At 33.2% G+C, this 21,324-nt stretch carries 15 protein-coding genes; 5 read left to right on the top strand and 10 right to left on the bottom strand.

Annotated features, from left to right (window positions below; genetic code table 11):
* Window positions 1–61: 61 nt before the first annotated feature.
* Window positions 62–1,144, bottom strand: coding sequence for a glycine cleavage system aminomethyltransferase GcvT (gene gcvT, locus K5I29_RS04995; protein ID WP_264434766.1), 1,083 nt, complete (start codon window positions 1,142–1,144; stop codon window positions 62–64).
* Between the two features lie 223 nt (window positions 1,145–1,367).
* On the opposite strand from gcvT, the gene hutH reads away from it, so the two are divergent.
* Window positions 1,368–2,876 (top strand): histidine ammonia-lyase, encoded by a 1,509-nt coding sequence (hutH, locus tag K5I29_RS04990; protein ID WP_264434765.1) that lies wholly within the window; start codon window positions 1,368–1,370, stop codon window positions 2,874–2,876.
* Between the two features lie 54 nt (window positions 2,877–2,930).
* Here the strand turns inward: hutH and K5I29_RS04985 are convergent, their stop codons facing one another.
* Window positions 2,931–5,477, bottom strand: a complete 2,547-nt coding sequence (locus tag K5I29_RS04985) for an ATP-dependent Clp protease ATP-binding subunit (protein WP_264434764.1) — start codon at window positions 5,475–5,477, stop codon at window positions 2,931–2,933.
* A 279-nt stretch (window positions 5,478–5,756) separates the two neighbouring features.
* Here K5I29_RS04985 and gyrA point away from each other — a divergent pair, with 279 nt between their 5' ends.
* The 3 genes from gyrA to K5I29_RS04970 all read left to right on the top strand — a co-directional run bounded on the left by gyrA (window position 5,757) and on the right by K5I29_RS04970 (window position 10,103).
* Complete coding sequence (gene gyrA, locus K5I29_RS04980) at window positions 5,757–8,348, top strand: DNA gyrase subunit A (RefSeq protein WP_264434762.1); 2,592 nt, start codon at window positions 5,757–5,759, stop codon at window positions 8,346–8,348.
* 23 nt (window positions 8,349–8,371) lie between these two features.
* On the top strand, window positions 8,372–9,670 hold the full coding sequence (locus K5I29_RS04975; protein WP_264434761.1) for a tetratricopeptide repeat protein: 1,299 nt from the start codon (window positions 8,372–8,374) through the stop codon (window positions 9,668–9,670).
* Between the two features lie 139 nt (window positions 9,671–9,809).
* Window positions 9,810–10,103, top strand: coding sequence for a MoaF-related domain-containing protein (locus K5I29_RS04970; protein ID WP_264434759.1), 294 nt, complete (start codon window positions 9,810–9,812; stop codon window positions 10,101–10,103).
* Window positions 10,104–10,141: 38 nt separating this feature from the next.
* On the opposite strand, the gene K5I29_RS04965 is transcribed toward K5I29_RS04970, so the two are convergent.
* The 7 genes from K5I29_RS04965 to K5I29_RS04935 form a co-directional block, all read right to left on the bottom strand.
* Window positions 10,142–12,544, bottom strand: a complete 2,403-nt coding sequence (locus K5I29_RS04965; protein WP_264434757.1) for an alpha-ketoacid dehydrogenase subunit alpha/beta — start codon at window positions 12,542–12,544, stop codon at window positions 10,142–10,144.
* A gap of 158 nt (window positions 12,545–12,702) precedes the next feature.
* Complete coding sequence (locus tag K5I29_RS04960; RefSeq protein WP_264434755.1) at window positions 12,703–15,498, bottom strand: gluzincin family metallopeptidase; 2,796 nt, start codon at window positions 15,496–15,498, stop codon at window positions 12,703–12,705.
* 50 nt (window positions 15,499–15,548) lie between these two features.
* On the bottom strand, window positions 15,549–15,863 hold the full coding sequence (locus K5I29_RS04955; protein WP_264434753.1) for a DUF6787 family protein: 315 nt from the start codon (window positions 15,861–15,863) through the stop codon (window positions 15,549–15,551).
* Between the two features lie 136 nt (window positions 15,864–15,999).
* On the bottom strand, window positions 16,000–16,950 hold the full coding sequence (locus K5I29_RS04950) for a D-2-hydroxyacid dehydrogenase (protein ID WP_264434751.1): 951 nt from the start codon (window positions 16,948–16,950) through the stop codon (window positions 16,000–16,002).
* Between the two features lie 5 nt (window positions 16,951–16,955).
* Complete coding sequence (gene serC / locus K5I29_RS04945) at window positions 16,956–18,032, bottom strand: 3-phosphoserine/phosphohydroxythreonine transaminase (protein WP_264434750.1); 1,077 nt, start codon at window positions 18,030–18,032, stop codon at window positions 16,956–16,958.
* Window positions 18,033–18,047: 15 nt separating this feature from the next.
* A complete protein-coding gene (locus tag K5I29_RS04940; RefSeq protein ID WP_264434749.1) occupies window positions 18,048–18,449 on the bottom strand; it encodes an LNS2 domain-containing protein in 402 nt (133 codons plus the stop codon).
* A 112-nt stretch (window positions 18,450–18,561) separates the two neighbouring features.
* Window positions 18,562–19,623, bottom strand: a complete 1,062-nt coding sequence (locus K5I29_RS04935) for an acyl-CoA reductase (protein WP_264434748.1) — start codon at window positions 19,621–19,623, stop codon at window positions 18,562–18,564.
* A 65-nt stretch (window positions 19,624–19,688) separates the two neighbouring features.
* Between K5I29_RS04935 and K5I29_RS04930 the strand changes: the two genes are divergently transcribed.
* Window positions 19,689–20,039 carry a 4Fe-4S dicluster domain-containing protein gene (locus tag K5I29_RS04930; RefSeq protein ID WP_264434747.1) on the top strand — a complete coding sequence of 117 codons (351 nt, stop codon included), beginning with the start codon at window positions 19,689–19,691 and terminating at the stop codon, window positions 20,037–20,039.
* An 89-nt stretch (window positions 20,040–20,128) separates the two neighbouring features.
* Here K5I29_RS04930 and K5I29_RS04925 read toward each other — a convergent pair whose 3' ends face one another.
* A complete protein-coding gene (locus tag K5I29_RS04925) occupies window positions 20,129–21,268 on the bottom strand; it encodes a hypothetical protein (RefSeq protein WP_264434746.1) in 1,140 nt (379 codons plus the stop codon).
* Between the last annotated feature and the right edge of the window lie 56 nt (window positions 21,269–21,324).

Raw genomic sequence — 21,324 nt, 5'->3', positions numbered from 1 at the left:
TAACTTATTCTGTTAATCAAAAAAAACTAAGAGTTTCTGTACAGAAACTCTTAGTTGGTAATTATTTTTTATAAAAAGGTGTTTTAACAATTTTTGCTGGTACATCGTTTTTACGAATGCGAATAAAAATATCTGTATCAACTTTAGCATTTTCTGTAGTAACGTAGCCTAAACCAATTCCTTTATTTAATGAAGGTGCCTGAGTTCCTGAAGTTACGTGACCGATTACATTTCCGTTTGCATCAACAATTTCGTAGCCATGACGTGGAATACCGCGATCCAATAATTCAAAACCAATTAGCTTGCGTTTCGGACCGTTTTCTTTTTCTTTTTTAAGGTTTTCAGAGTTTGTAAATTCTTTATCAAACTTAGTAATCCAACCTAAACCAGCTTCTAACGGAGAAGTTGTTTCGTCAATATCATTTCCGTACAAGCAAAAGCCCATTTCTAAACGTAATGTATCGCGTGCAGCTAATCCAATAGGTTTAATGTCAAAAGCTTTTCCAGCTTCAAAAACTTTATTCCAAATAGTTTCAGCATCTTCATTTTTAAAATAAATTTCAAAACCTCCAGAACCTGTATATCCTGTTGCAGAAATAATTACGTTGTCAACTCCAGCAAAAGTACCAACTTCAAACGAATAAAAAGGTAAATTGGTTAAATCTACATTAGTTAAAGGTTGCATAGCTTCAGCAGCTTTAGGACCTTGAATTGCGAATAATGAATATTGATCAGAAGCATTTGTCATTTCAACACCAAAATCGTTAAACTGAGAAATCCAATTCCAATCTTTTTCAATATTTGATGCATTAACTACTAATAAATATTCGTTTTCTGCCATGCGGTAAACAATTAAATCGTCTACAATTCCGCCTGTTAAGTTTGGTAAACAAGAATATTGAGCTTTACCAATAGCAATTTTAGATGCATCGTTAGTAGTAACTTTTTGAATAAGTGCTAACGCGTTTTCTCCTTTTAAAAAGAATTCTCCCATGTGAGAAACGTCGAAAACACCCACACCATTACGAACGGTTTCATGTTCTGCATTTACTCCTTCATATTGTACGGGCATATTAAACCCAGCATAAGGAACCATTTTTGCTCCTAATTGTTCATGAATGTGTGTTAAAGCTATGTTTTTCATGATTTTATGTGTTGTTTTTTATGTTCTAAAAATATAGGCTAAAATAGCGTAATTTTTTCAATTTTTAAAATTTTAAATGCAGATATCCTGCAAAGTACAAACAACGTATTTCATATTGTTTTTCTTTATTGATTGAATTGTTTTAGCATTATTTTAAGTATTTTGTTCGGGTTAAAATTTGCAAATAATATTATTAATACCCATTTTTGATAAAAAATAGATCATGGAATCCGTACATTATTTAAGTACCGAAACTTTAAGCATAGATGATGTTGCTGCTATAATAGCAGAAAACAAAAAATTAGAATTGTCGCAAGATGCTATTGTTAATATCGAAAAATGCCGCAATTATTTAGATCATAAGATGCAAACCCAAAAAGAACCTATTTATGGTATAAATACGGGCTTTGGGTCTTTATGTAACGTAAAAATTTCGAACGAAAACTTAAGCCTTTTACAAGAAAACATTGTAAAATCTCACGCTTGTGGAACCGGCGATTTGGTGCCCGAAGAAATTGTGAAAGTAATGTTGTTGCTTAAAATACAATCGTTAATTTACGGTTTTTCGGGTGTGCAATTGGTTACCGTACAACGTTTGGTTGATTTTTATAACCACGAGGTAATTCCGGTTGTTTACCAACAAGGTTCGTTAGGTGCTTCGGGCGATTTAGCTCCTTTAGCGCACTTAAGTTTACCTTTAATTGGCGAGGGCGAAGTTTTTTACGACGGTTACCGCCAACCAGCCGATAAAGTTTTAGAAAAACTTGGTTTAGAACCTATAAAATTAGCATCTAAAGAAGGTTTAGCTTTATTAAACGGTACGCAGTTTATGAGCGCTTATGGTGTTTCAATATTGATTAAAGCACGTAAAATTGCTTATTTAGCCGATTTAATCGGAACCATTTCGTTAGAAGCGTTTGATGGTCGTAAAGATCCGTTTAATGAAATGATTCATCTAATCCGTCCGCATAAAGGGCAAGTTGTTACAGCAAGCCGTATTTTAGATTTTCTTGACGGTAGTGAATTGATTGAGCAACCTAAAGAAAATGTTCAAGATCCATATTCTTTCCGTTGTATGCCGCAAGTTCACGGAGCAAGTAAAGATGCTATTGATTATGCATTAAAAGTTTTTAAAACTGAAATTAATTCGGTTACCGATAACCCAAATGTTTTTGTGGGTGATGATCAGGTGCTTTCTGGCGGAAACTTTCATGGGCAACCTTTGGCTTTAGCTTTAGATTTTTTAGGCATCGCTTTGGCAGAATTAGGTAGTATTTCAGAACGCAGAACCTACCAATTAATTTCGGGTTTACGTGGTTTGCCAGCATTTTTAGTAAACAATCCGGGATTAAATTCTGGGTTTATGATTCCGCAATATACAGCAGCAAGCATTGTAAGTCAAAACAAACAATTGGCAACTCCAGCATCTGTTGATAGTATTGTTTCGAGTAACGGACAAGAAGATCATGTTAGCATGGGAGCAAACGCAGCAACCAAATGTTACAAAATACTAGAAAACTTAGTTCGTATTTTAGCTATTGAATTGATGAATGCTTCGCAAGCTTTAGAATTCAGACGTCCGTTACAATCGTCAGAATTTATTGAAAGTTTTGTAAAATTATTTAGAACGGATGTGCCTTTAGTAGAAAACGATCGCGTTTTACATTATGATATTGAAAAAGCCATTCATTTTTTACATGCAATGGATGTAGATTTAGACGAAAGTTTTTAAGCTAGATTTAGATATAAAACAAAAAAGCGAAACCCTTTGGTTTCGCTTTTTTTATTAGTTCGCTTCTTGCGCTTTTATGATTTCAACAGTTAATTCTTCTTTTTCTGCGTCTAATTCCATTAAAATTTCGTCGCCAGTCTGAATCTTAGAAGTAATTATTTTTTCAGCTAAAGCATCTTCAATGTATTTCTGAATGGCTCTTTTTAAAGGTCTTGCTCCAAATTGCTTGTCAAAACCTTTATCAGCAATAAAATCTTTTGCTGCGTCAGACAATTTTAAGCTATAACCTAAATCTGCAATACGTGCATAAAGCTTTTGCAATTCAATATCAATAATTTTATTAATATCTTCTTTTTCTAAAGCATTAAATACAACTACATCGTCAATTCGGTTTAAAAATTCTGGAGCAAATGCTTTCTTTAAAGCATTTTCAATCACACCTTTTTCTATATCAGCTTGTTGTGATTGTTTTGCAGCTGTACCAAAACCAACGCCGGTGCCAAAATCTTTTAACTGACGTGCACCAATGTTTGATGTCATGATAATGATTGTATTTCTAAAATCAACTTTACGTCCTAAAGAATCGGTTAAATGGCCGTCGTCTAAAACTTGTAACAACATGTTAAATACGTCAGGATGCGCTTTTTCAATTTCATCTAACAATAAAACTGCGTATGGTTTGCGTCTTATTTTTTCGGTTAATTGTCCGCCTTCTTCGTAACCAACATAGCCCGGAGGTGCACCAACTAATCTAGAAATTGCAAATTTCTCCATGTATTCGCTCATGTCAATTCGAACCAAAGCTTCTTCAGAATCAAAAAGTTCTTTAGCTAAAACTTTAGCTAATTGCGTTTTACCAACTCCGGTTTGGCCTAAAAAGATAAATGATCCGATAGGTTTATTCGGATCTTTTAACCCGGCTCTGTTGCGTTGAATTGATTTTGCGATTTTTAAAACAGCTTCATCTTGGCCAATCACCTTACCTTTAATTAAATCAGGTAAATGGGCTAGTTTATTGCTTTCTGTTTGTGCTACGCGATTTACCGGAATTCCGGTCATCATAGAAACTACATCGGCAACATTATCTTCGGTTACAGTAATTCTGTTATTTTTAGATTCTAATTCCCATTTTTCTTGAGCAACGGCTAAACTACGTTCAATATTACGTTCGTCATCACGAAGCTTTGCAGCTTCTTCAAACTTTTGCTTTTTAACCATAGCATCTTTTTCTGCACGAACTTCTTCTAGGTTTTTCTCTAACGTTAAAATTTCTTCTGGTACAGAAATGTTAATAATATGCACGCGAGAACCTACCTCGTCTAAAGCATCAATTGCTTTGTCAGGTAAAAAACGGTCCGTCATGTAGCGATTGGTAAGCTTAACACAAGCTTCAATAGCTTCTGGCGTATAGGTTACGCTGTGGTGATCTTCGTATTTACCTTTAATATTATTTAAAATCGTAATGGTTTCTTCAACCGAGGTTGGTTCTACAATTACTTTTTGAAAACGACGCTCTAAAGCACCGTCTTTTTCAATATATTGGCGGTACTCATCTAATGTTGTTGCGCCAATGCATTGAATTTCACCACGTGCTAACGCTGGTTTAAACATGTTAGATGCGTCCAGCGATCCGGTTGCACCACCAGCACCAACAATAGTGTGAATTTCATCTATAAAAAGAATAATGTCTGTGTTTTTTTCTAACTCATTCATTACTGCTTTCATACGTTCTTCAAACTGCCCACGGTATTTTGTTCCAGCAACTAAGCTTGCTAAATCTAAAGTTACTACGCGTTTGTTAAACAATATTCTAGAAACTTTTTTCTGAATAATGCGTAAGGCTAAGCCTTCTGCAATGGCAGATTTACCAACCCCAGGTTCACCTATTAACAACGGATTGTTCTTTTTTCTTCGCGATAAAATTTGAGAAACGCGCTCAATTTCTTTTTCACGACCAACTACCGGGTCTAATTTACCTTGCTCAGCAAGTTCGGTTAAATCACGTCCAAAATTATCTAAAACCGGAGTTTTAGATTTTTTGTTTGATTTGTTGGTTTGGCTTGGATTTTGCGCAAACGGATTATCGCGATCGTCGTTGTCCGAGTCGCCAAATGCATCGTTTTGCGGTGTGTCTAATAATGTATCATTATCATGTTCAAGCGAGCTATAAAGTTGCTTAGCTTGTTCGTAATCTACATTAAAGCTGTTGTTAAATAAATTAGTAATCGGGTCTTTTTCATTTTTTAGAATGCAAAGCAACAAGTGAACCGATTTAATTTCTCGGCTCTGAAATGTTTTTGCTTCTAATAAAGATGTTTTTAAAGCACGCTCAGCTTGGCGTGTTAAATACATGCTTTTTTTGTCATTACTACTTGTAAAGGCGTTTTCGGCTTCAGACAAATTAACACCTTCAATTTTTCTACGTAAAACGGCTAAATCAATGTTTAATGATCGCAATAAATCAATTGCAGATCCTTTGCCGTTTCTAAGAATTCCTAATAATATATGTTCTGTGCCAATAAATTCGTGTCCTAAGCGTAAAGCTTCTTCTTTACTATATGTGATAATGTTCTTTACTGTTCTTGAAAAATTTTCATCCATCTGTAAGTTAACATTTTAATTGTTAGTAAATAATTTAAGCCGCAAATATCGTACCTAAAGTGTTAATTTAAGTTTTAATGCTAACTTGTCATGTTTTGTACTTTTGCTAATTGACAAAAAAAATATGAGATTTAAAAATAAAAGCGTTAAAAATCAAGAAAAATTGTGCACAAGTGCGAAACTTTTTTTGTGTTTTTTTGTTTTAAGAATTACGTGAAATAAAGTTAAAATACGTATATTAGCACGTTAAGAAAAAGATTATAAATTAATAAAATAAATATGTCTGAAGGAGAAAAGTTAATATCTATTAACATTGAAGACGAAATGAAATCATCTTACATAGATTATTCTATGTCTGTAATCATTTCGAGAGCTCTACCTGATGTTAGAGATGGTTTAAAACCAGTGCACAGAAGGGTTCTTTTCGGAATGTATGAGTTAGGGGTTTTATCTAATAGAGCACATAAAAAGTCGGCTAGAATTGTTGGGGAAGTATTAGGTAAGTACCACCCGCACGGAGATAGCTCGGTTTATGATACCATGGTTCGTATGGCTCAAGATTGGTCTTTACGTTACACGTTGGTTGATGGACAAGGTAACTTTGGTTCGGTAGACGGGGATAGCGCTGCTGCTATGCGTTATACAGAAGCAAGAATGAAAAAAATTGCTGAAGAAATTTTAGCAGATTTAGATAAAGAAACGGTTGATTTTCAATTAAACTTTGACGATACCTTAGAAGAGCCTAAAGTTATGCCAACCAAAATACCAAACTTGCTTGTTAACGGAGCATCGGGTATTGCAGTAGGTATGGCAACAAATATGGCACCTCATAACTTGGTAGAAGTGGTTGATGGTACATTGGCTTACATCGATAATAATGAAATTACTATTGATGAGTTAATGAACTACATTAAAGCACCTGATTTTCCAACGGGTGGAATTATTTACGGATACGAAGGCGTACGTGAAGCTTTTAAAACAGGTCGCGGTAGAGTGGTAATGCGTGCAAAAGCGCAGTTTGAAGAAGTTGATGGTAAAGAAGCTATTGTTGTAACTGAAATTCCGTACCAAGTAAATAAGGCTGAAATGATTAAAAAAACAGCCGATTTAGTAAACGAGAAAAAAATAGAAGGTATTTCTACCATTCGTGACGAATCCGATCGTAACGGTATGCGTATTGTTTACGTTTTAAAACGTGAAGCAGTGCCTAACATTGTATTAAATACCTTATATAAATACACACAATTACAATCTTCATTCTCGGTTAATAACATTGCATTAGTAAATGGTAGGCCAGAAATGTTAAATTTAAAAGATTTAATTTACCATTTCGTAGAACATCGTCATGATGTTGTTACGCGTCGTACTCAATTTGAGTTACGTAAAGCCGAAGAAAGAGCGCACATTTTAGAAGGATTAATTATTGCTTCAGATAATATTGATGAAGTAATTGCTATTATCCGTTCATCTAAAGATGGGGAAGAAGCAAGAGGCCGTTTAATAGAACGCTTCAATTTATCTGAAGTACAATCACGTGCTATTGTAGAAATGCGTTTACGTCAGTTAACCGGATTAGAACAAGATAAGTTACGTGCGGAGTACGACGAAATTATGAAGTTAATCAATCATTTAAAAGAATTATTGGCTTCTAAAGAATTACGTATGGAATTAATTAAAGAAGAATTAATTGAAATACGTGATAAATACGGTGATGCACGCCGTTCGGTAATTGAATATGCAGGTGGTGATGTTTCTATTGAAGATTTAATTGCTGACGAGCAAGTGGTAATCACCATTTCGCACGCAGGATATATTAAACGTACGCCATTGTCAGAATACAAAACGCAAAACCGTGGTGGTGTTGGACAAAAATCTGCAGGAACTCGTGATAACGATTTCTTAGAGCATATGTACGTGGCAACAAATCACCAATATATGTTGTTCTTTACTCAAAAAGGAAAATGTTTCTGGATGCGCGTTTACGAAATTCCAGAAGGATCAAAAACATCAAAAGGTAGAGCAATTCAAAACTTAATCAATATCGAAAGTGATGATAAAGTTAAAGCATTTATCTGTACACAAGATTTAAAAGATCAAGAATATATTGATTCTCATTTTGTAATCATGGTTACAAAACAAGGACAGGTTAAAAAAACACCATTAGAGCAATATTCACGTCCGCGTTTAAACGGTATTAATGCCATTACAATTAAGGAAGATGATGAATTGTTTGCAGCTAAATTAACTAACGGACAAAGCCAAGTTTTAATCGCATTAAAATCTGGTAAAATGGTTCGCTTTAGCGAAGAAAAAACACGTGCAATGGGCCGTACGGCATCTGGAGTTCGTGGTATTACCTTAGCTAATGAAACAGACGAAGTTATTGGTTTAGTAACCGTTTCTGATTTAGATTCAGAAATTTTAGTAGTTTCTGAAAACGGATACGGAAAACGTTCTGACCTTTCGGTTTACCGCGAAACAAACCGTGGTGGTAAAGGTGTTCGTGCAATGAATGTTACCGATAAAACAGGTCAATTAGTTTCTATTGGTGCCGTAACTGATGCAGATGATTTAATGATTATCAACCGTTCAGGTTTAACCATTCGTTTAAAAGTTTCTGACCTACGCGTAATGGGTAGAAATACACAAGGTGTTAAGTTAATTAACATTAAAGGTAACGATGCCATTGCTGCTGTAGCAAAAGTTATGCGTGAAGAAGGAGATGAAGATTTTGAACCTGCTTTAGACGAAGACGGAAATCCAATTGTTGTAGCTGCTGAGCATCAAGAAATTCTTGACTTCCCAGAAGAAGATTTGATGGATGAAGAAGAAGAATTTGAAGATGATTTAGAAGACGAAACAGAAGAATAAAAACAAACAAACATATATTACAGATGAAAATTAGATACTCAATTTTAGCAGTAGCTTTACTAATGTCAGCTGCTAACTATGCTCAAAAATCAGAGCTAAAAACATTAAATAAATTAAGCGCAAAACAAGGGCTTAGTGATAAAGATGTTGCAACGTTCAACAGCAATTCGACTGCATTATCTGCAATGTCAGGTTTATCTGCAGAAGATCAATTAGCAGCAGATTATTTTGCTACTATCCGTCCAATTATTAAAGGACTTTCGGCTTACCAAAAAGATCCGAATGCGGTTGATCAGTTTACTTTAACTCAAATTGTTGATGTTACAGGAAAATTGCAAAACATTAAAAACAACGATAACACAGCAAAAAAAGAATATGCTGCTAAAGTTGATGATATGTTTGCACAATTAGAAGCCGTTGCTCACAAGTTAACTATGGAAGCTTACCGTGCTGAAGATTTAAACAATGCAGCTTTAGGTTTTAAAGCAATGTATGATATGAATAATTCTAAACAAGAATATTTATACAATGCAGCTGTTTTATCTCACCAAAACAATAATTTAGATGCAGCAGTTAACTTATACAATGCTTTATTAGATAGCGGTTATACCGGAGAAACAACAAATTATTTAGCAGTAAACAAAGTTTCTGGTCAGGAGGAATTATTTGATTCTAAAGCTAACCGTGATAAAGCTGTTACTTCTAAAGTTTATGAAAACCCAACAGAAGAGCACGTACCATCTAAAAAAGGAGATATTTACAAAAACTTGGTAAACATTTTATTATACCAAAACAAAGGTGCTCAAGCTAAAACCATTATGGCTGATGCACGTAAATTAAATCCAACAGATACAGATTTAATTTTAGCAGAAGCAAACTTGTATTTTCAAGAAGGTGATAAAGCTAAATATTCTAGCTTAGTACAAGAAGCAATTAAATTAAAACCAAACGATCCGGTTTTATATTATAATTTAGGTGTTGTTTCTGCAGAAGCAAAAGATAACGAAAACGCTATTAAATATTACAAAAAAGCGATTGAGTTAAACCCGAAAGATTATAACGCATATAATAACATTGGAGTTGTTTATTTAAGTGATGATGTAAACTTAGTGAATAAAATGAATTCATTAGGAATGTCTAAAAAAGAACAAGCGGAATACGATGCGTTATCAAAAAAACGTAAAGAAAATTTCCAAAAAGCTTTACCTTTTTTCGAAAAAGCATACGAATTGAATCCTAACGATCAATTAAAACAATTGCTTTTAAACACATACAGAAATTTAGATATGGATGCAAAACACAAAGCATTAAAAAATAGCTAAATAATAAAAAAAAAGGACAACATTACGTTGTCTTTTTTTTTTATTTCAATAATCGATTAAAAATGCATTTAATCGATTTGTTTTTTTATATAAAACTTTGTTAATTAAATTGTTACGTTTATTTTAAAATCCAACTGCTATGATGCATTCCATGTTAGGTAAAGTTACATGTTTAAATTACGACAATACAGCCGTTCATATTAAATTTGATGACCAGGATCATATGTATTGGAAAATGGTTACAGACACAACCATTTCTTTTGGAAGAGAAAAAATTAGCTGTCAAAATTTAGATGATGCCTTGCTATCAATTTCCTGGAAAGACAACCTAGATATTCCAGTAAATTTAGTTTTAAATTTTGAAACAAATAATTTAATTGCAATTTGGACCACTGATAATGTTATACATGCTGTTGAAGGAAGCTTTAATTAAGCATAAAAAAACCTCCTAGTTAACTAGGAGGTTTTTTGTTAATATAAACTTGGATATTTTTTTGGATTTGCTTCGTGCATCATGGCATAAACTTTTTCATAAATATCTTCAACCGAAGGTTTAGAAAAATAATCACCATCTGTACCGTATGCCGGTCTGTGTGCTTTAGCCGTTAATGTTTCCGGTTTGCTATCTAAAAAGCGATAAGCATTTTGCTCTTCAACTATTTGTTGCATTAAATAAGCCGCAGCTCCTCCAGGAACATCTTCATCAACAATTAATAAACGATTGGTTTTAGCTATTGATTTAACCACGTCATGTTTTATATCAAAAGGTAATAACGATTGAACGTCAATAATTTCTACAGAAATACCTATTTGAGCTAATTCTTCAGCAGCTGTTTCTACCAAACGAAGGGTAGAACCGTAAGAAACTAAAGTAATATCGGTACCTTCTCTTAAAACTTCAATTTCACCAATAGGTGTTTTAAATTCACCCAAATTAATTGGCATTTTTTCTTTTAATCGGTAACCATTTAAACATTCAATTACTAAAGCTGGCTCGTCAGAACTTAATAAAGTGTTGTAAAAACCAGCAGCTTTTGTCATGTTACGCGGAACTAAAACATGAATACCACGAATAGCATTAATTATCATGCCCATTGGCGAGCCTGAGTGCCAAATGCCTTCTAAACGGTGCCCACGCGTTCTAATAATTAAAGGTGCTTTTTGTTGCCCACGCGTACGATATTGTAACGTAGCCAAATCATCACTCATAATTTGTAAAGCGTATAACAAGTAATCTAAGTACTGAATTTCTGCAATTGGGCGTAATCCGCGCATTGCCATTCCAATTCCTTGGCCTAAAATAGTTGCTTCTCTGATACCGGCATCTGCAATACGTAGTTCTCCGTATTTTTCTTGCATGCCTTCTAAACCTTGATTAACATCACCAATATTTCCAGAATCTTCTCCAAAAATTAAAGTTTCTGGGTATTTGTTAAAAATAGCATCAAAGTTATCTCGTAAAATCAATCTAGCATCAACTAACTCAGCATCGGCTGCATAAGCAGGATTTACAGTTTGAGAATTTTCGATATTTGCATTTGAACTCGAAAATAAATGATCGCTATATAACGGCTGAATTTTTTCGGTATATGTTTTAATCCATTCGCTTAATTCAGTTTTAGCAGCTTGTGTTTTAATTTTATATAAAACTTTACGTGCTGTTACTAAAATGTCTTTACGAATTGGATCTTTTATGGTTTTTAATTCTGCAGCTAAGTTAGAAATATAAGCAGGTTCTACATTTGTAACAATCAAGTTGTTTAAAACAACTAACAACTGTTCTCTTTCTGCCTTAATTGGTTCTAAATACGCGCTCCAAGCTGCTTTTTTAGCTTCAAGCACTTCTGCCTTAGCATCTGCATCAATTGTATCTAAATCAGCTTCTGTTGCAATTTGGTTGGCAATCATCCAGCTTTTCATTTTAGCAATACAATCAAAATCGGTTTCCCATTGTAAACGTTCTGCCGATTTATAACGTTCGTGTGAACCTGAAGTTGAGTGCCCTTGTGGCTGAGTTAATTGTTGTACGTGAATTAAAACCGGTACATGGTTTTTACGTGCTAAATCAGCTGCTTTAGTATACGTTTCAATTAACGCCACATAATCCCAGCCTAAAACGGTAAAAATTTCGTAACCGTTTGTGTTTTCTTCACGTTGAAAACCTTTTAATATTTCAGAAATATTTTCTTTTGTTGTTTGATGTTTAGCGTGAACGGAAATCCCATATTCATCATCCCAAACGCTAATAATCATTGGAACTTGCAAAACACCAGCAGCATTAAAAGTTTCAAAAAATAAACCTTCTGAAGTTGATGCGTTACCAATAGTTCCCCAAGCAATTTCGTTTCCGTTGTTTGAGAAGTTGGTTGTATCAATGTTTGGTACGTTTCTAAAAATTTTAGAAGCTTGCGCTAAACCTAATAAACGTGGCATTTGCCCCGCTGTGGGAGAAATATCTGCCGACGAGTTTTTTTGCTCGGTTAAGTTTTTCCAATTTCCGTTTTTGTCTAAAAATGGGGTAGAAAAATGTCCGCCCATTTGACGTCCAGAACTCATAGGTTCTAAATCTATATCCGCATGGCCATATAATCCGGCAAAAAATTGTTGTGGAGTTAAAGCTCCAATTGCCATCATAAACGTTTGGTCACGATAATAACCCGATCTAAAATCGCCATTTTTAAAGGCTTTTGCCATTGCAATTTGCGGAAGTTCTTTTCCGTCGCCAAAAATGCCAAATTTAGCTTTTCCTGTTAAAACCTCTTTACGACCTAACAAACTACATTCTCGGCTTACACGAGCTAATTTGTAATCGTGTAAAACTTCGGCTTTAAAATCATCAAATGATAGTACTTCTTTAGTTGCAGGTTGATTCATAAGTTTAAATATTGATTCTTACAAATTTAATTATTTATTATTAAAATGCAATTGGTTTGCCTATGTTGTGCTAAGTAATTATTAAAAAAACATATTTTTATAGCAATGTAATTATTTATTATATATTTTTTTGGGTTAAAAATAATGAATATTTAAATTTAAAACCACTTTCTTGTAAATAATGAAGAGAGCGTTCTGGGGCTTAAGGTTATTAAAAACCGAATGCGTTTGGAATAATCTTGCTCGGCAATTTCCCATCCGTTACTAGAATATATCGGAAAATACAGCTCAAAATAATCTTGTACTAAGTTTAATTTTATGCCCGAATCGTAAATAAAATACGGGTTTGAGCCTTTGCTTTTCATAAAACCAATATCGCCATAAGCTTCAATCCAATTCCAAATGGTAAAACTTACGTTGCTGGTTGTCAGCCATTGGTTGGCGTATTGGTTGGTAAAACGCGATTTAAATCCGCCCTCGGCCATTACAAATTGTTGCGAAAAAAATCCGGTAGTTTCAGATCGTCCGTATAAGCCGTAATCGTACAAATAATCGGTTGGACGATCTACACCAAAATCAAAAAATGCTGATTCGGTTTTATTGTACAAAAATGTTCCAAAATAACCACGAACCGATACGTGACGCTTGTCTTTAAATAAATAACGATAATGGGTTTCGGCACTAATTTTACCAAAAATATTTGCCAATTGTAAATCAACTCGTTTCGAAAATAAACGTATAAATTCATGTTCTACGCTCGAGTATCGTAAATTAAAAATAGAATAACTGGCATCTTTTGGATCAAACAAAGCGCTTTTTTCACGATTAAGAACCACATAACGCAACATGATGTTTTGAAATGAATTGATGCGTAAATCTGGATCTCGAAAACTAAAAGTTACCGATGGTGAAAATTTGTAATAACGCAAATTCGGCGCATAATGGTAAGTATTTCCAAAAATGTTGTACCGAATGTTTTGTAATTTTTGATTGCGAAACATTTGGTTGTAGGTAAAGCTAGCATTACCAATTAACGATTCTGTTTTAAACGAATATGTTGGCGCAACATCAAAAATAAATTTTTTAGGTAAAACCGATTTGTTATTAAAGCTCAATGCTGGCGATAAACCATCGTACAAATTATAGCCAAATTCTGGTAAAAAAAAGATCTGGTTGGCGTTCGGATCTTCGGTATCTTTTAAAAACGTAAGTTTTATTGGTTTACTAATTCCGAATGTCCCGTTTGGGTTGTGCCAATTGTTATTGCGGTACATTTCAGGAACTTCGCCAAAATAATTTAACACATATTTTTGATCTGAATCTTTAAAATGAATTACCGTATCGTTTACAAATCCTGGAATCCACATGCGGCCGGTTATCGTATCATTTTTTACGGTATATAAGGTTGTTGGATACGGATTTGCAGTTTTGTTTGTAAGGTGCAAATACGTGCCTGTGCTATCGGTTTCAGATTTTTTAATTTTATAATCAATTAAATGATTGCTGTGCACTAAATTGTAAAACCAATCGGTTGGTTTGCTGGCTTTGTTATTTATTAAATTGAAAAAATCATTTTCATTTGTTTGTTGTTTTTGAGTTAACAAGCTGTAATTTTCCAACATGTTTTCAAACGTGTTTTCGCCTAAATAATTTGCTAAATAATTAAAATTTAACCCCGATTTGTAGCGCCCAGCAATTTGCTCGTTAAACTTAATGGCATTTTCTTTAGAATCGCCAATGGGCTGATCTAAATTTTTTCGAGCCATTAATAAATAAACCAAATAAAACTGATCGTTAAAGTTATGGCGAAACAAGTTGTAATATTGAAGCGGTTTAATATTCGAAATATTCCCCATCATTTTAATACCCGGATAAAAGGTATTTATATATTCCATAATTAGGTACGTTTGGTAGCCATCACGTATCCAAGTTTCTGTTCGCGGATTATCATTAAAGTTTTGATAGGTAATTTTGCTGATGTACGTTTTTAAAAACTTAAGCTCAAACAACAGCTGATTGTCAAACGGAGCAATGAAAGAAGGTAATTGATTTAGACCGTAAAGCGGACTTTCTAAATAATCGTGATAAGAAACCAATACCGGATTGCTGTTTTGAATAAGCAAGGCACCATCTACAAATTGTACAATTTTGTTAACCGATTCGCTTTGTTGGTGGTTGGTAATTTTAGCTTCGTTAATGTTCGAAAAAACCAATCGATCAGGCGTAACGTAGGTAATAAATTCATCACTTTTATAAAGTTGAATTTCTAAGTTTTTTACTCCATTGGCTTCAATTTTACAAACATTTTCGGTGGTTTCAACCGTTCCGTTGGCTGCCAAAAAATATCTGTTTTGAGATAAGGTAGTAAAAGTTGCTGTAAAATTTGCGTTTTGTAAAGCTGCATCGTCTAAATTCTCATTATGATAAGCAACCATTTTGTTTCCTTCAATACGAGAAGGAACAATTAACCAGTTTTTTAAAACCACATTTCCGTTTTTATCAATACCATAACCACTAAACTTTGCATTGGGTAAATGCACCGTATATTCAATAGTAATTGCTAACGGTTGGGTTGTGTTAAAATAATTCGGAATTTTTATAAGATCAATATCTTGTTGCATTAACGGCAAAACGTTTTGTCCGTTAATTTCAAATTTATGAATGGTTGTTTTTCCTAAATCAGCTTTGTTGGCCAATAAAAAACTGCCTTTAAATTCGTCTGAAAAACGTTTGCCTAAAGGCGAAATTTTAGATGCGTACGCGTTATTCCAATCGTTAAAAATCAAGGTGTCAATTTGTGATAATTGGCTCGTGAAAAACTGCGTTTGTTGCTTTATATTTATGGATTTGGTTTCTTCTACAAAAAGCGCTTCAATATGATGGGTTGTTTGTGCATGCGTTATAACGGCATATAAAAGTAAAAAGGGCAGTAGAAAGAAATTTGTTTTGGTCATGTTAAAAAAAATATGCTAATAAATTTAAGTTTTTATTAGCATATAAAATATTATTTTGTCTGATTTTTAAATAAAAAAGCAAATCCCATTCGCGAAAGCATTTTTATTAAAAAGTTTTTAAAGAAGGTATGTTGACCGAATAAGGTTCCGATTACTAAAAGAATAACTTTATAAATAGGAAAAATGATAAGCACATACAAAACAATATAAAGTAAAATGTGCATATCTGTTTTTTGAATGCCCAAATAGCTTAAAATAGGTTTGGCTATATAAGCTGATGTACTACCAGTAATGGCAAAAACAAGCAAAATTACTGCTACCTGAAAGTTAGATTTTAAACCCCAACGTTGTTTTAACTTTTCCATAATTTAAAATGAATCTATACAAAGTTACCATTTTAAGCGAAAGCAACAAAACTTAGCTGTTTAATTTTAACAGTTGTTGTTTATAATGAAAAGATGCAAAATAAAAAGGCCGAAACTAATTTCGACCTTTACTTTTTTATTTTAATAATGCTATAATTTGCGTAGCTAATTCAGTTCCGATTCTGTCTTGCGCTTCAATAGTTGCAGCACCAATATGCGGAGTTAATGAAATTTGCGTGTGCATTAAAACTTGCATTTGTGGGGTTGGTTCGGTATCAAAAACATCTAAACCAGCAAAAGCCAATTTACCTGAGTTTAATGCGTTAATTAAATCAACTTCGTTAACAACACCACCACGTGCGCAGTTAATTAAGCCAGAACCTTCTTTCATTAAAGCTAATTCTGCTTCACCAATTAAATATCCGTTTTGTGCTGGTACATGTAAGGTTACAAAATCGGCTTGTTTTAAAACCGTTTCAAAAGGAACAGTTTCAATAGTAAAGTTTACTTTTTGGCCATCAAAAAAATCTAATTCAATAGTAGCTTTTTCAATAAATTTATCGGTAGCAATCACTTTCATTCCTAAACCAATAGCAACTTTTGCTACTGCTTGGCCGATGCGCCCAAAGCCAACAATACCAATAGTACGACCGCGTAATTCGGTACCGTTTCCGTAAGCTTTTTTCAGTCCGTTAAAATTGGTATCTCCTTCTAACGGCATCGTACGATTTGAATCGTGTAAAAAACGGATACCTGCAAAAATGTGTGCAAATACCAATTCGGCAACTGATGCAGATGAAGATGCTGGCGTGTTAATTACATGAATTCCTTTTGATTTTGCATAATCAACATCAATATTATCCATACCAACGCCACCACGACCAATAAGTTTTAGGTTAGGGCAGGCATCAATTACATCTTTTTTTACTTTAGTTGCGCTTCGTACTAATAAAGCATCAATATTATTATCGTTAATAAAGTTAGCTACTTGTTCTTGTGCTACTTTGGTTGTAATTACTTCAAAACCGGCATTTTCTAAAGCTACTTTACCGCTTTCAGAGATTCCGTCGTTTGCTAATATTTTCATTCTGTTTATTTAAGCTTTTTTTCTAATTCTTTCATTACGTCAACTAAAACCTGAACCGATTCGATAGGTAAGGCGTTGTACATGGATGCGCGGTAACCACCAACCGAACGGTGACCATTTATGCCAGAAATTCCGGCAGCTTTCCATAAGGCATCAAATTGTTCTTTATGTGCGGCATCGTTTTGTAATAAAAACGTTGCGTTCATATTCGATCGGTCTTCAACAGCTGCTGTTCCTTTAAACAATGGATTGCGATCAATTTCTTGATATAATAAATCGGCTTTTGCCTGATTTTTACTTTCGATTGCTTGTACGCCGCCAAGTTTTTTTAACCACTGCAAAGTTAATAAAGATGTGTAAATTGCCGAAACTGCTGGCGTATTATACATGCTTTCTTTTGCAATGTGCACCTGGTAGTTTAAAATATTTGGAATTGCTCGGTTAGTTTTACCTAATAATTCTTCTTTAATTACTACTAAAGTTACACCAGCTGGGCCCATGTTTTTTTGTGCACCTGCATAAATAACATCAAATTTAGAAAAATCTAAAGTTCTAGAAAAAATATCTGAGCTCATATCACAAATTAAAGGAACCGAACTTGATTTAAATTCTTTGATTTGAGTTCCGTAAATGGTATTGTTACTGGTGCAATGAAAATAATCTACATCAGTTGGAATGCTATAATCTTTGGGGATAAACGAGTAATTTGCTTCTTTAGATGAAGCAATAACCAAAGTTTCGCCAAAAGCTTTAGCTTCTTTAATTGCGTTATTAGCCCAAGTTCCGGTATCTAAATACGCTGCTTTACCGTTTTGTTTTAAAAAGTTGTACGGAATTCTTAAAAATTCCATGCTTGCGCCACCTTGTAAAAATAAAGCTTGATAACCTTTGCCTTTTAAGTTTAAAAGTTCTAAGGCTAAATCACGAGCTTCTTCCATTACAGCAACAAAATCTTTGCTACGGTGTGATATTTCTAATATTGATAAACCTGAATTGTTAAAATTTAAAACGGCTTCGGCTGTTTTTGTAAATACTTCTTGTGGTAAAATACAAGGACCAGCACTAAAATTATGTATTTTCATTTATTAATGGTTATGTTATTTTTTAAAAACTTCAATTTTTGCATCGCTTTCTACCAAATCGGTAAATTTACCTTCGTAACGCGTCGCACGAACAATGTGGTTGTCAATCCAGTGGTAATTACCACCACGTGGTTTACCCATTAATAAGCTGTGGTATTTAAACCCGTGTTTTTTTAACCAATTTTCGGTTACTTCACGATGTGCTTCGGTGCGCGAAGTAAAAAAACAAATTTGATGACCTTGGTCAAACCATTTGTTTAACGTAGCTAATGCATCTGGAAAAGGCAAGCACGTTTCCATACGTTCGGGTTGTTCGTTCGGTACATCGTCGGTAATAGTACCGTCAATATCAATCAAATAGTTTTTTATCCCATCTTTTAAAACAGGACTTTCGTTGTTTTTAAATTCTAATTCCATTGTAAATTAAATAGTTGTGTTAACTACAAAATTGAGAAATTAAAAACAATTAGTAACTAATAATTTAATAATTATTTAATAATTATTTAATAATTATTTAATAATTATTTAATTATAATTTTAACAAAAATTGAATAGTATCTACATTATCTGCATAATCCCACAATTTTGGATGTTGAGTTTCGCCAAATGCAACATGTCCTTTTTTAATAGAATTAGACACAACGCACTGAATTTGCTGGTTATCCGTTTCAATTTTATTTAAAACAGCTTCTAAATCGGTATAACGTTCGTAAAAAACTGATGAAATAGGTGAGGCGTAACCTGCATCTTCTTTTAATGTCATAAATTCATTATCTAAAATAGAAAACAGGCTCATTAAATATACCGCTTTGTTGTAATCGTAATTGTTGGCGTATTTTTCGTAATAAATAACATCTTTATAGGCATACATGGCCTCAAAGAATAATTTAAAATCGTAATTTTCAGGTACAAAAAGTTTAGAAACGTTACGGCAGCCCAATCCGAAATAGGTAAAAATATCTTGGCCTAAAGCGGTAAGTTGTTCTAAAGATTCGTTTCCGGTTAAAATAGCTACTGAATTTCTGTTTTTACGAATAATGTTTGGTACGTTGCTAAAATAAAAATCAAAATAGCGTGATGTATTATTACTACCCGTAGCAATTACGGCATCAAAACCTTCTAATTTGCCTTTTACAAAAGTGATTTGATTAGTTAAATCTGGGTTTATTTTAATTAAATACGAGGCAAGAAAAGGTAGTAAATTTTGATCGTTGCTAGAAAGTTTAACCAAAGCTTTGTTACCAGTAATTAAAACCGATAAAAAATCGTGAAAACCAACAAGCGGAATATTACCAGCTAAGATTAATCCGATAGTTTTGCTTGGTTTATTTTCTGTATCAGCATAAGCATTTACCCACGTATTTAAATTTGTTTCTGTAAGTGCTTCGGCCCATGATTGAATAGCAAAATAAACTTGTTCTGGTGTAAACCAGCCGTTTAAAGATTGCGCACCATAAATAAGCTCAATAAAAGCATCGTAAAATTCGTCATTAAACAAAACATCTTCCTTCTTTTTGTTACCATTTTTGTCAAATTGGCTCAAAAAATGACCTAATTCTACAAAAGTTTTAATGTTATTGATTTTTATCATGGTGTTAAATTTGTGTATGAATTGATTTGATTGTAAATTTGTACAAATTTATAAATAAAAATGCTATGGCAATCATTATAACCGATGAATGTATTAACTGTGGAGCTTGTGAACCAGAATGTCCAAACACTGCAATTTATGAAGGTGCTGATGACTGGAGATATAAAGACGGAACTGCTTTAACAGGAAATGTTGTTTTACCTGATGGTACTGCTATTGATGCAAACGCGGCTCAGACACCAATTTCTGACGATTATTATTATATTGTTCCGGGTAAATGTACAGAATGTAAAGGTTTTCATGAAGAACCACAATGTGCTGCTGTTTGCCCTGTAGATTGTTGCGTTCCTGACGATAATCACGTAGAATCTGAAGAAACCTTATTAGCAAGACAAGCTTTTTTACATAACGAATAAAAAAAATCCAAGAAATATTCTTGGATTTTTTTTATAATTAAAAGCCAGAATTTAAATCCTGGCTTTTAATAAAATATATAGTTTTAATTTTACTGGTACATGGTTTTTGCTTTACTTGTAACTACCCATTTATCTTGGTTTTTAGCAAGTTCGCCTTTTCGAATAGTTTTTATCTTGTTGTGTGATTCGTGTTGGGTGTTTAATACCTCGCAAAGTTCTAAAAACAAATCTTTTTTTAGATAATAAAAGTTATGATCCATTTTGTTCTCTAACATTTCAAATTCAAAGGCATCATTTGCAACTTTTCTTATTGCAAAAATATTATCTTCATTTTCTTCAGCACATTCTTTTAATTTATTATGATGCGTATCAAATTTTAAGTAAAAGGTTTTGTTTTCTTCTTTCTCATCTAAATTTAAACGACATAATAAATGTCTTTCGTCAACCGTGATTTTTGAATTCTGAATGGTTGAAATTGTTTCAGAATTTAACGATTTATTTGTTGATTTAGATTGCGAAAAAAAGTTGTTTATTTTACTAATGGCATCAAAACTGCTATCTGAAATTGTATTTACTTCGGTTTCTAAAATACTGCGATCAAAATCAACGGGTTTAAAATGCTTAATGGCATCAAAAGATCCGGAATTAAAAAAAGATTCGTATTGGTTAAAAGTTTCGCGAATTTGTTGGGCTTGCTCTGCAATTTCATTTGAAATTACAACATCACGTTCTTCGTGCCTTTTTTTAATATGATTTGTAAACATAGTAGCAGTTTTTGTTTTTGCATCTGAAATATTAGTATTAAACGGTAGTTTATGTTTTTTATTTTGAAATATATTAACATTTTTTTTATCTAACGCATAATTATTTAAAAATTTGAATTTGTTTTTTGAGGATTCATCAAAAATCACATCGGTTTTTTCCTCCGCAATTTTTGTATTTTCGGGCTTTGTTTCAAAAATATTTGGAAGTTTTGAAATAGAAATAGGAGGTAAGTTGTCTTTTTTTTCTTCCTTTTGATTGGTTGTGCTAACTTCTTTACAAGAAATTTTATCTGCAAGTGCTTTTTCAATTACATCAGAATCGGAAATAGAAAACAAATGAAAGGTTGTAGTACTTGTTTTGTTTTCTTTTATGCCCGTAATGTTATCAAATTGCGTTTGATAGTAAACCAAAGTTGCATCAATAGGTAAATTGTAAAACAACGTTTTTGCGTTTAATGGTACCATATAAAAAAAGTTAACTTATTTGTAACAAATAAGTTAACTTAAATTTTTGAGGTTTT

This window comes from Flavobacterium agricola (assembly GCF_025919725.1).
Lineage (GTDB): Bacteria > Bacteroidota > Bacteroidia > Flavobacteriales > Flavobacteriaceae > Flavobacterium > Flavobacterium agricola.
This window is presented reverse-complemented; position numbering and strand designations above follow the sequence as displayed.

Excerpts from the sequence above, each read along its gene's own strand:
- gcvT (WP_264434766.1), bottom strand. The coding sequence starts at position 1,144 with ATGAAAAACATAGCTTTAACACACATTCATGAACAATTAGGAGCAAAA.
- hutH (WP_264434765.1), top strand. The coding sequence starts at position 1,368 with ATGGAATCCGTACATTATTTAAGTACCGAAACTTTAAGCATAGATGAT.
- K5I29_RS04985 (WP_264434764.1), bottom strand. The coding sequence starts at position 5,477 with ATGGATGAAAATTTTTCAAGAACAGTAAAGAACATTATCACATATAGT.
- gyrA (WP_264434762.1), top strand. The coding sequence starts at position 5,757 with ATGTCTGAAGGAGAAAAGTTAATATCTATTAACATTGAAGACGAAATG.
- K5I29_RS04975 (WP_264434761.1), top strand. The coding sequence starts at position 8,372 with ATGAAAATTAGATACTCAATTTTAGCAGTAGCTTTACTAATGTCAGCT.
- K5I29_RS04970 (WP_264434759.1), top strand. The coding sequence starts at position 9,810 with ATGATGCATTCCATGTTAGGTAAAGTTACATGTTTAAATTACGACAAT.
- K5I29_RS04965 (WP_264434757.1), bottom strand. The coding sequence starts at position 12,544 with ATGAATCAACCTGCAACTAAAGAAGTACTATCATTTGATGATTTTAAA.
- K5I29_RS04960 (WP_264434755.1), bottom strand. The coding sequence starts at position 15,498 with ATGACCAAAACAAATTTCTTTCTACTGCCCTTTTTACTTTTATATGCC.
- K5I29_RS04955 (WP_264434753.1), bottom strand. The coding sequence starts at position 15,863 with ATGGAAAAGTTAAAACAACGTTGGGGTTTAAAATCTAACTTTCAGGTA.
- K5I29_RS04950 (WP_264434751.1), bottom strand. The coding sequence starts at position 16,950 with ATGAAAATATTAGCAAACGACGGAATCTCTGAAAGCGGTAAAGTAGCT.
- serC (WP_264434750.1), bottom strand. The coding sequence starts at position 18,032 with ATGAAAATACATAATTTTAGTGCTGGTCCTTGTATTTTACCACAAGAA.
- K5I29_RS04940 (WP_264434749.1), bottom strand. The coding sequence starts at position 18,449 with ATGGAATTAGAATTTAAAAACAACGAAAGTCCTGTTTTAAAAGATGGG.
- K5I29_RS04935 (WP_264434748.1), bottom strand. The coding sequence starts at position 19,623 with ATGATAAAAATCAATAACATTAAAACTTTTGTAGAATTAGGTCATTTT.
- K5I29_RS04930 (WP_264434747.1), top strand. The coding sequence starts at position 19,689 with ATGGCAATCATTATAACCGATGAATGTATTAACTGTGGAGCTTGTGAA.
- K5I29_RS04925 (WP_264434746.1), bottom strand. The coding sequence starts at position 21,268 with ATGGTACCATTAAACGCAAAAACGTTGTTTTACAATTTACCTATTGAT.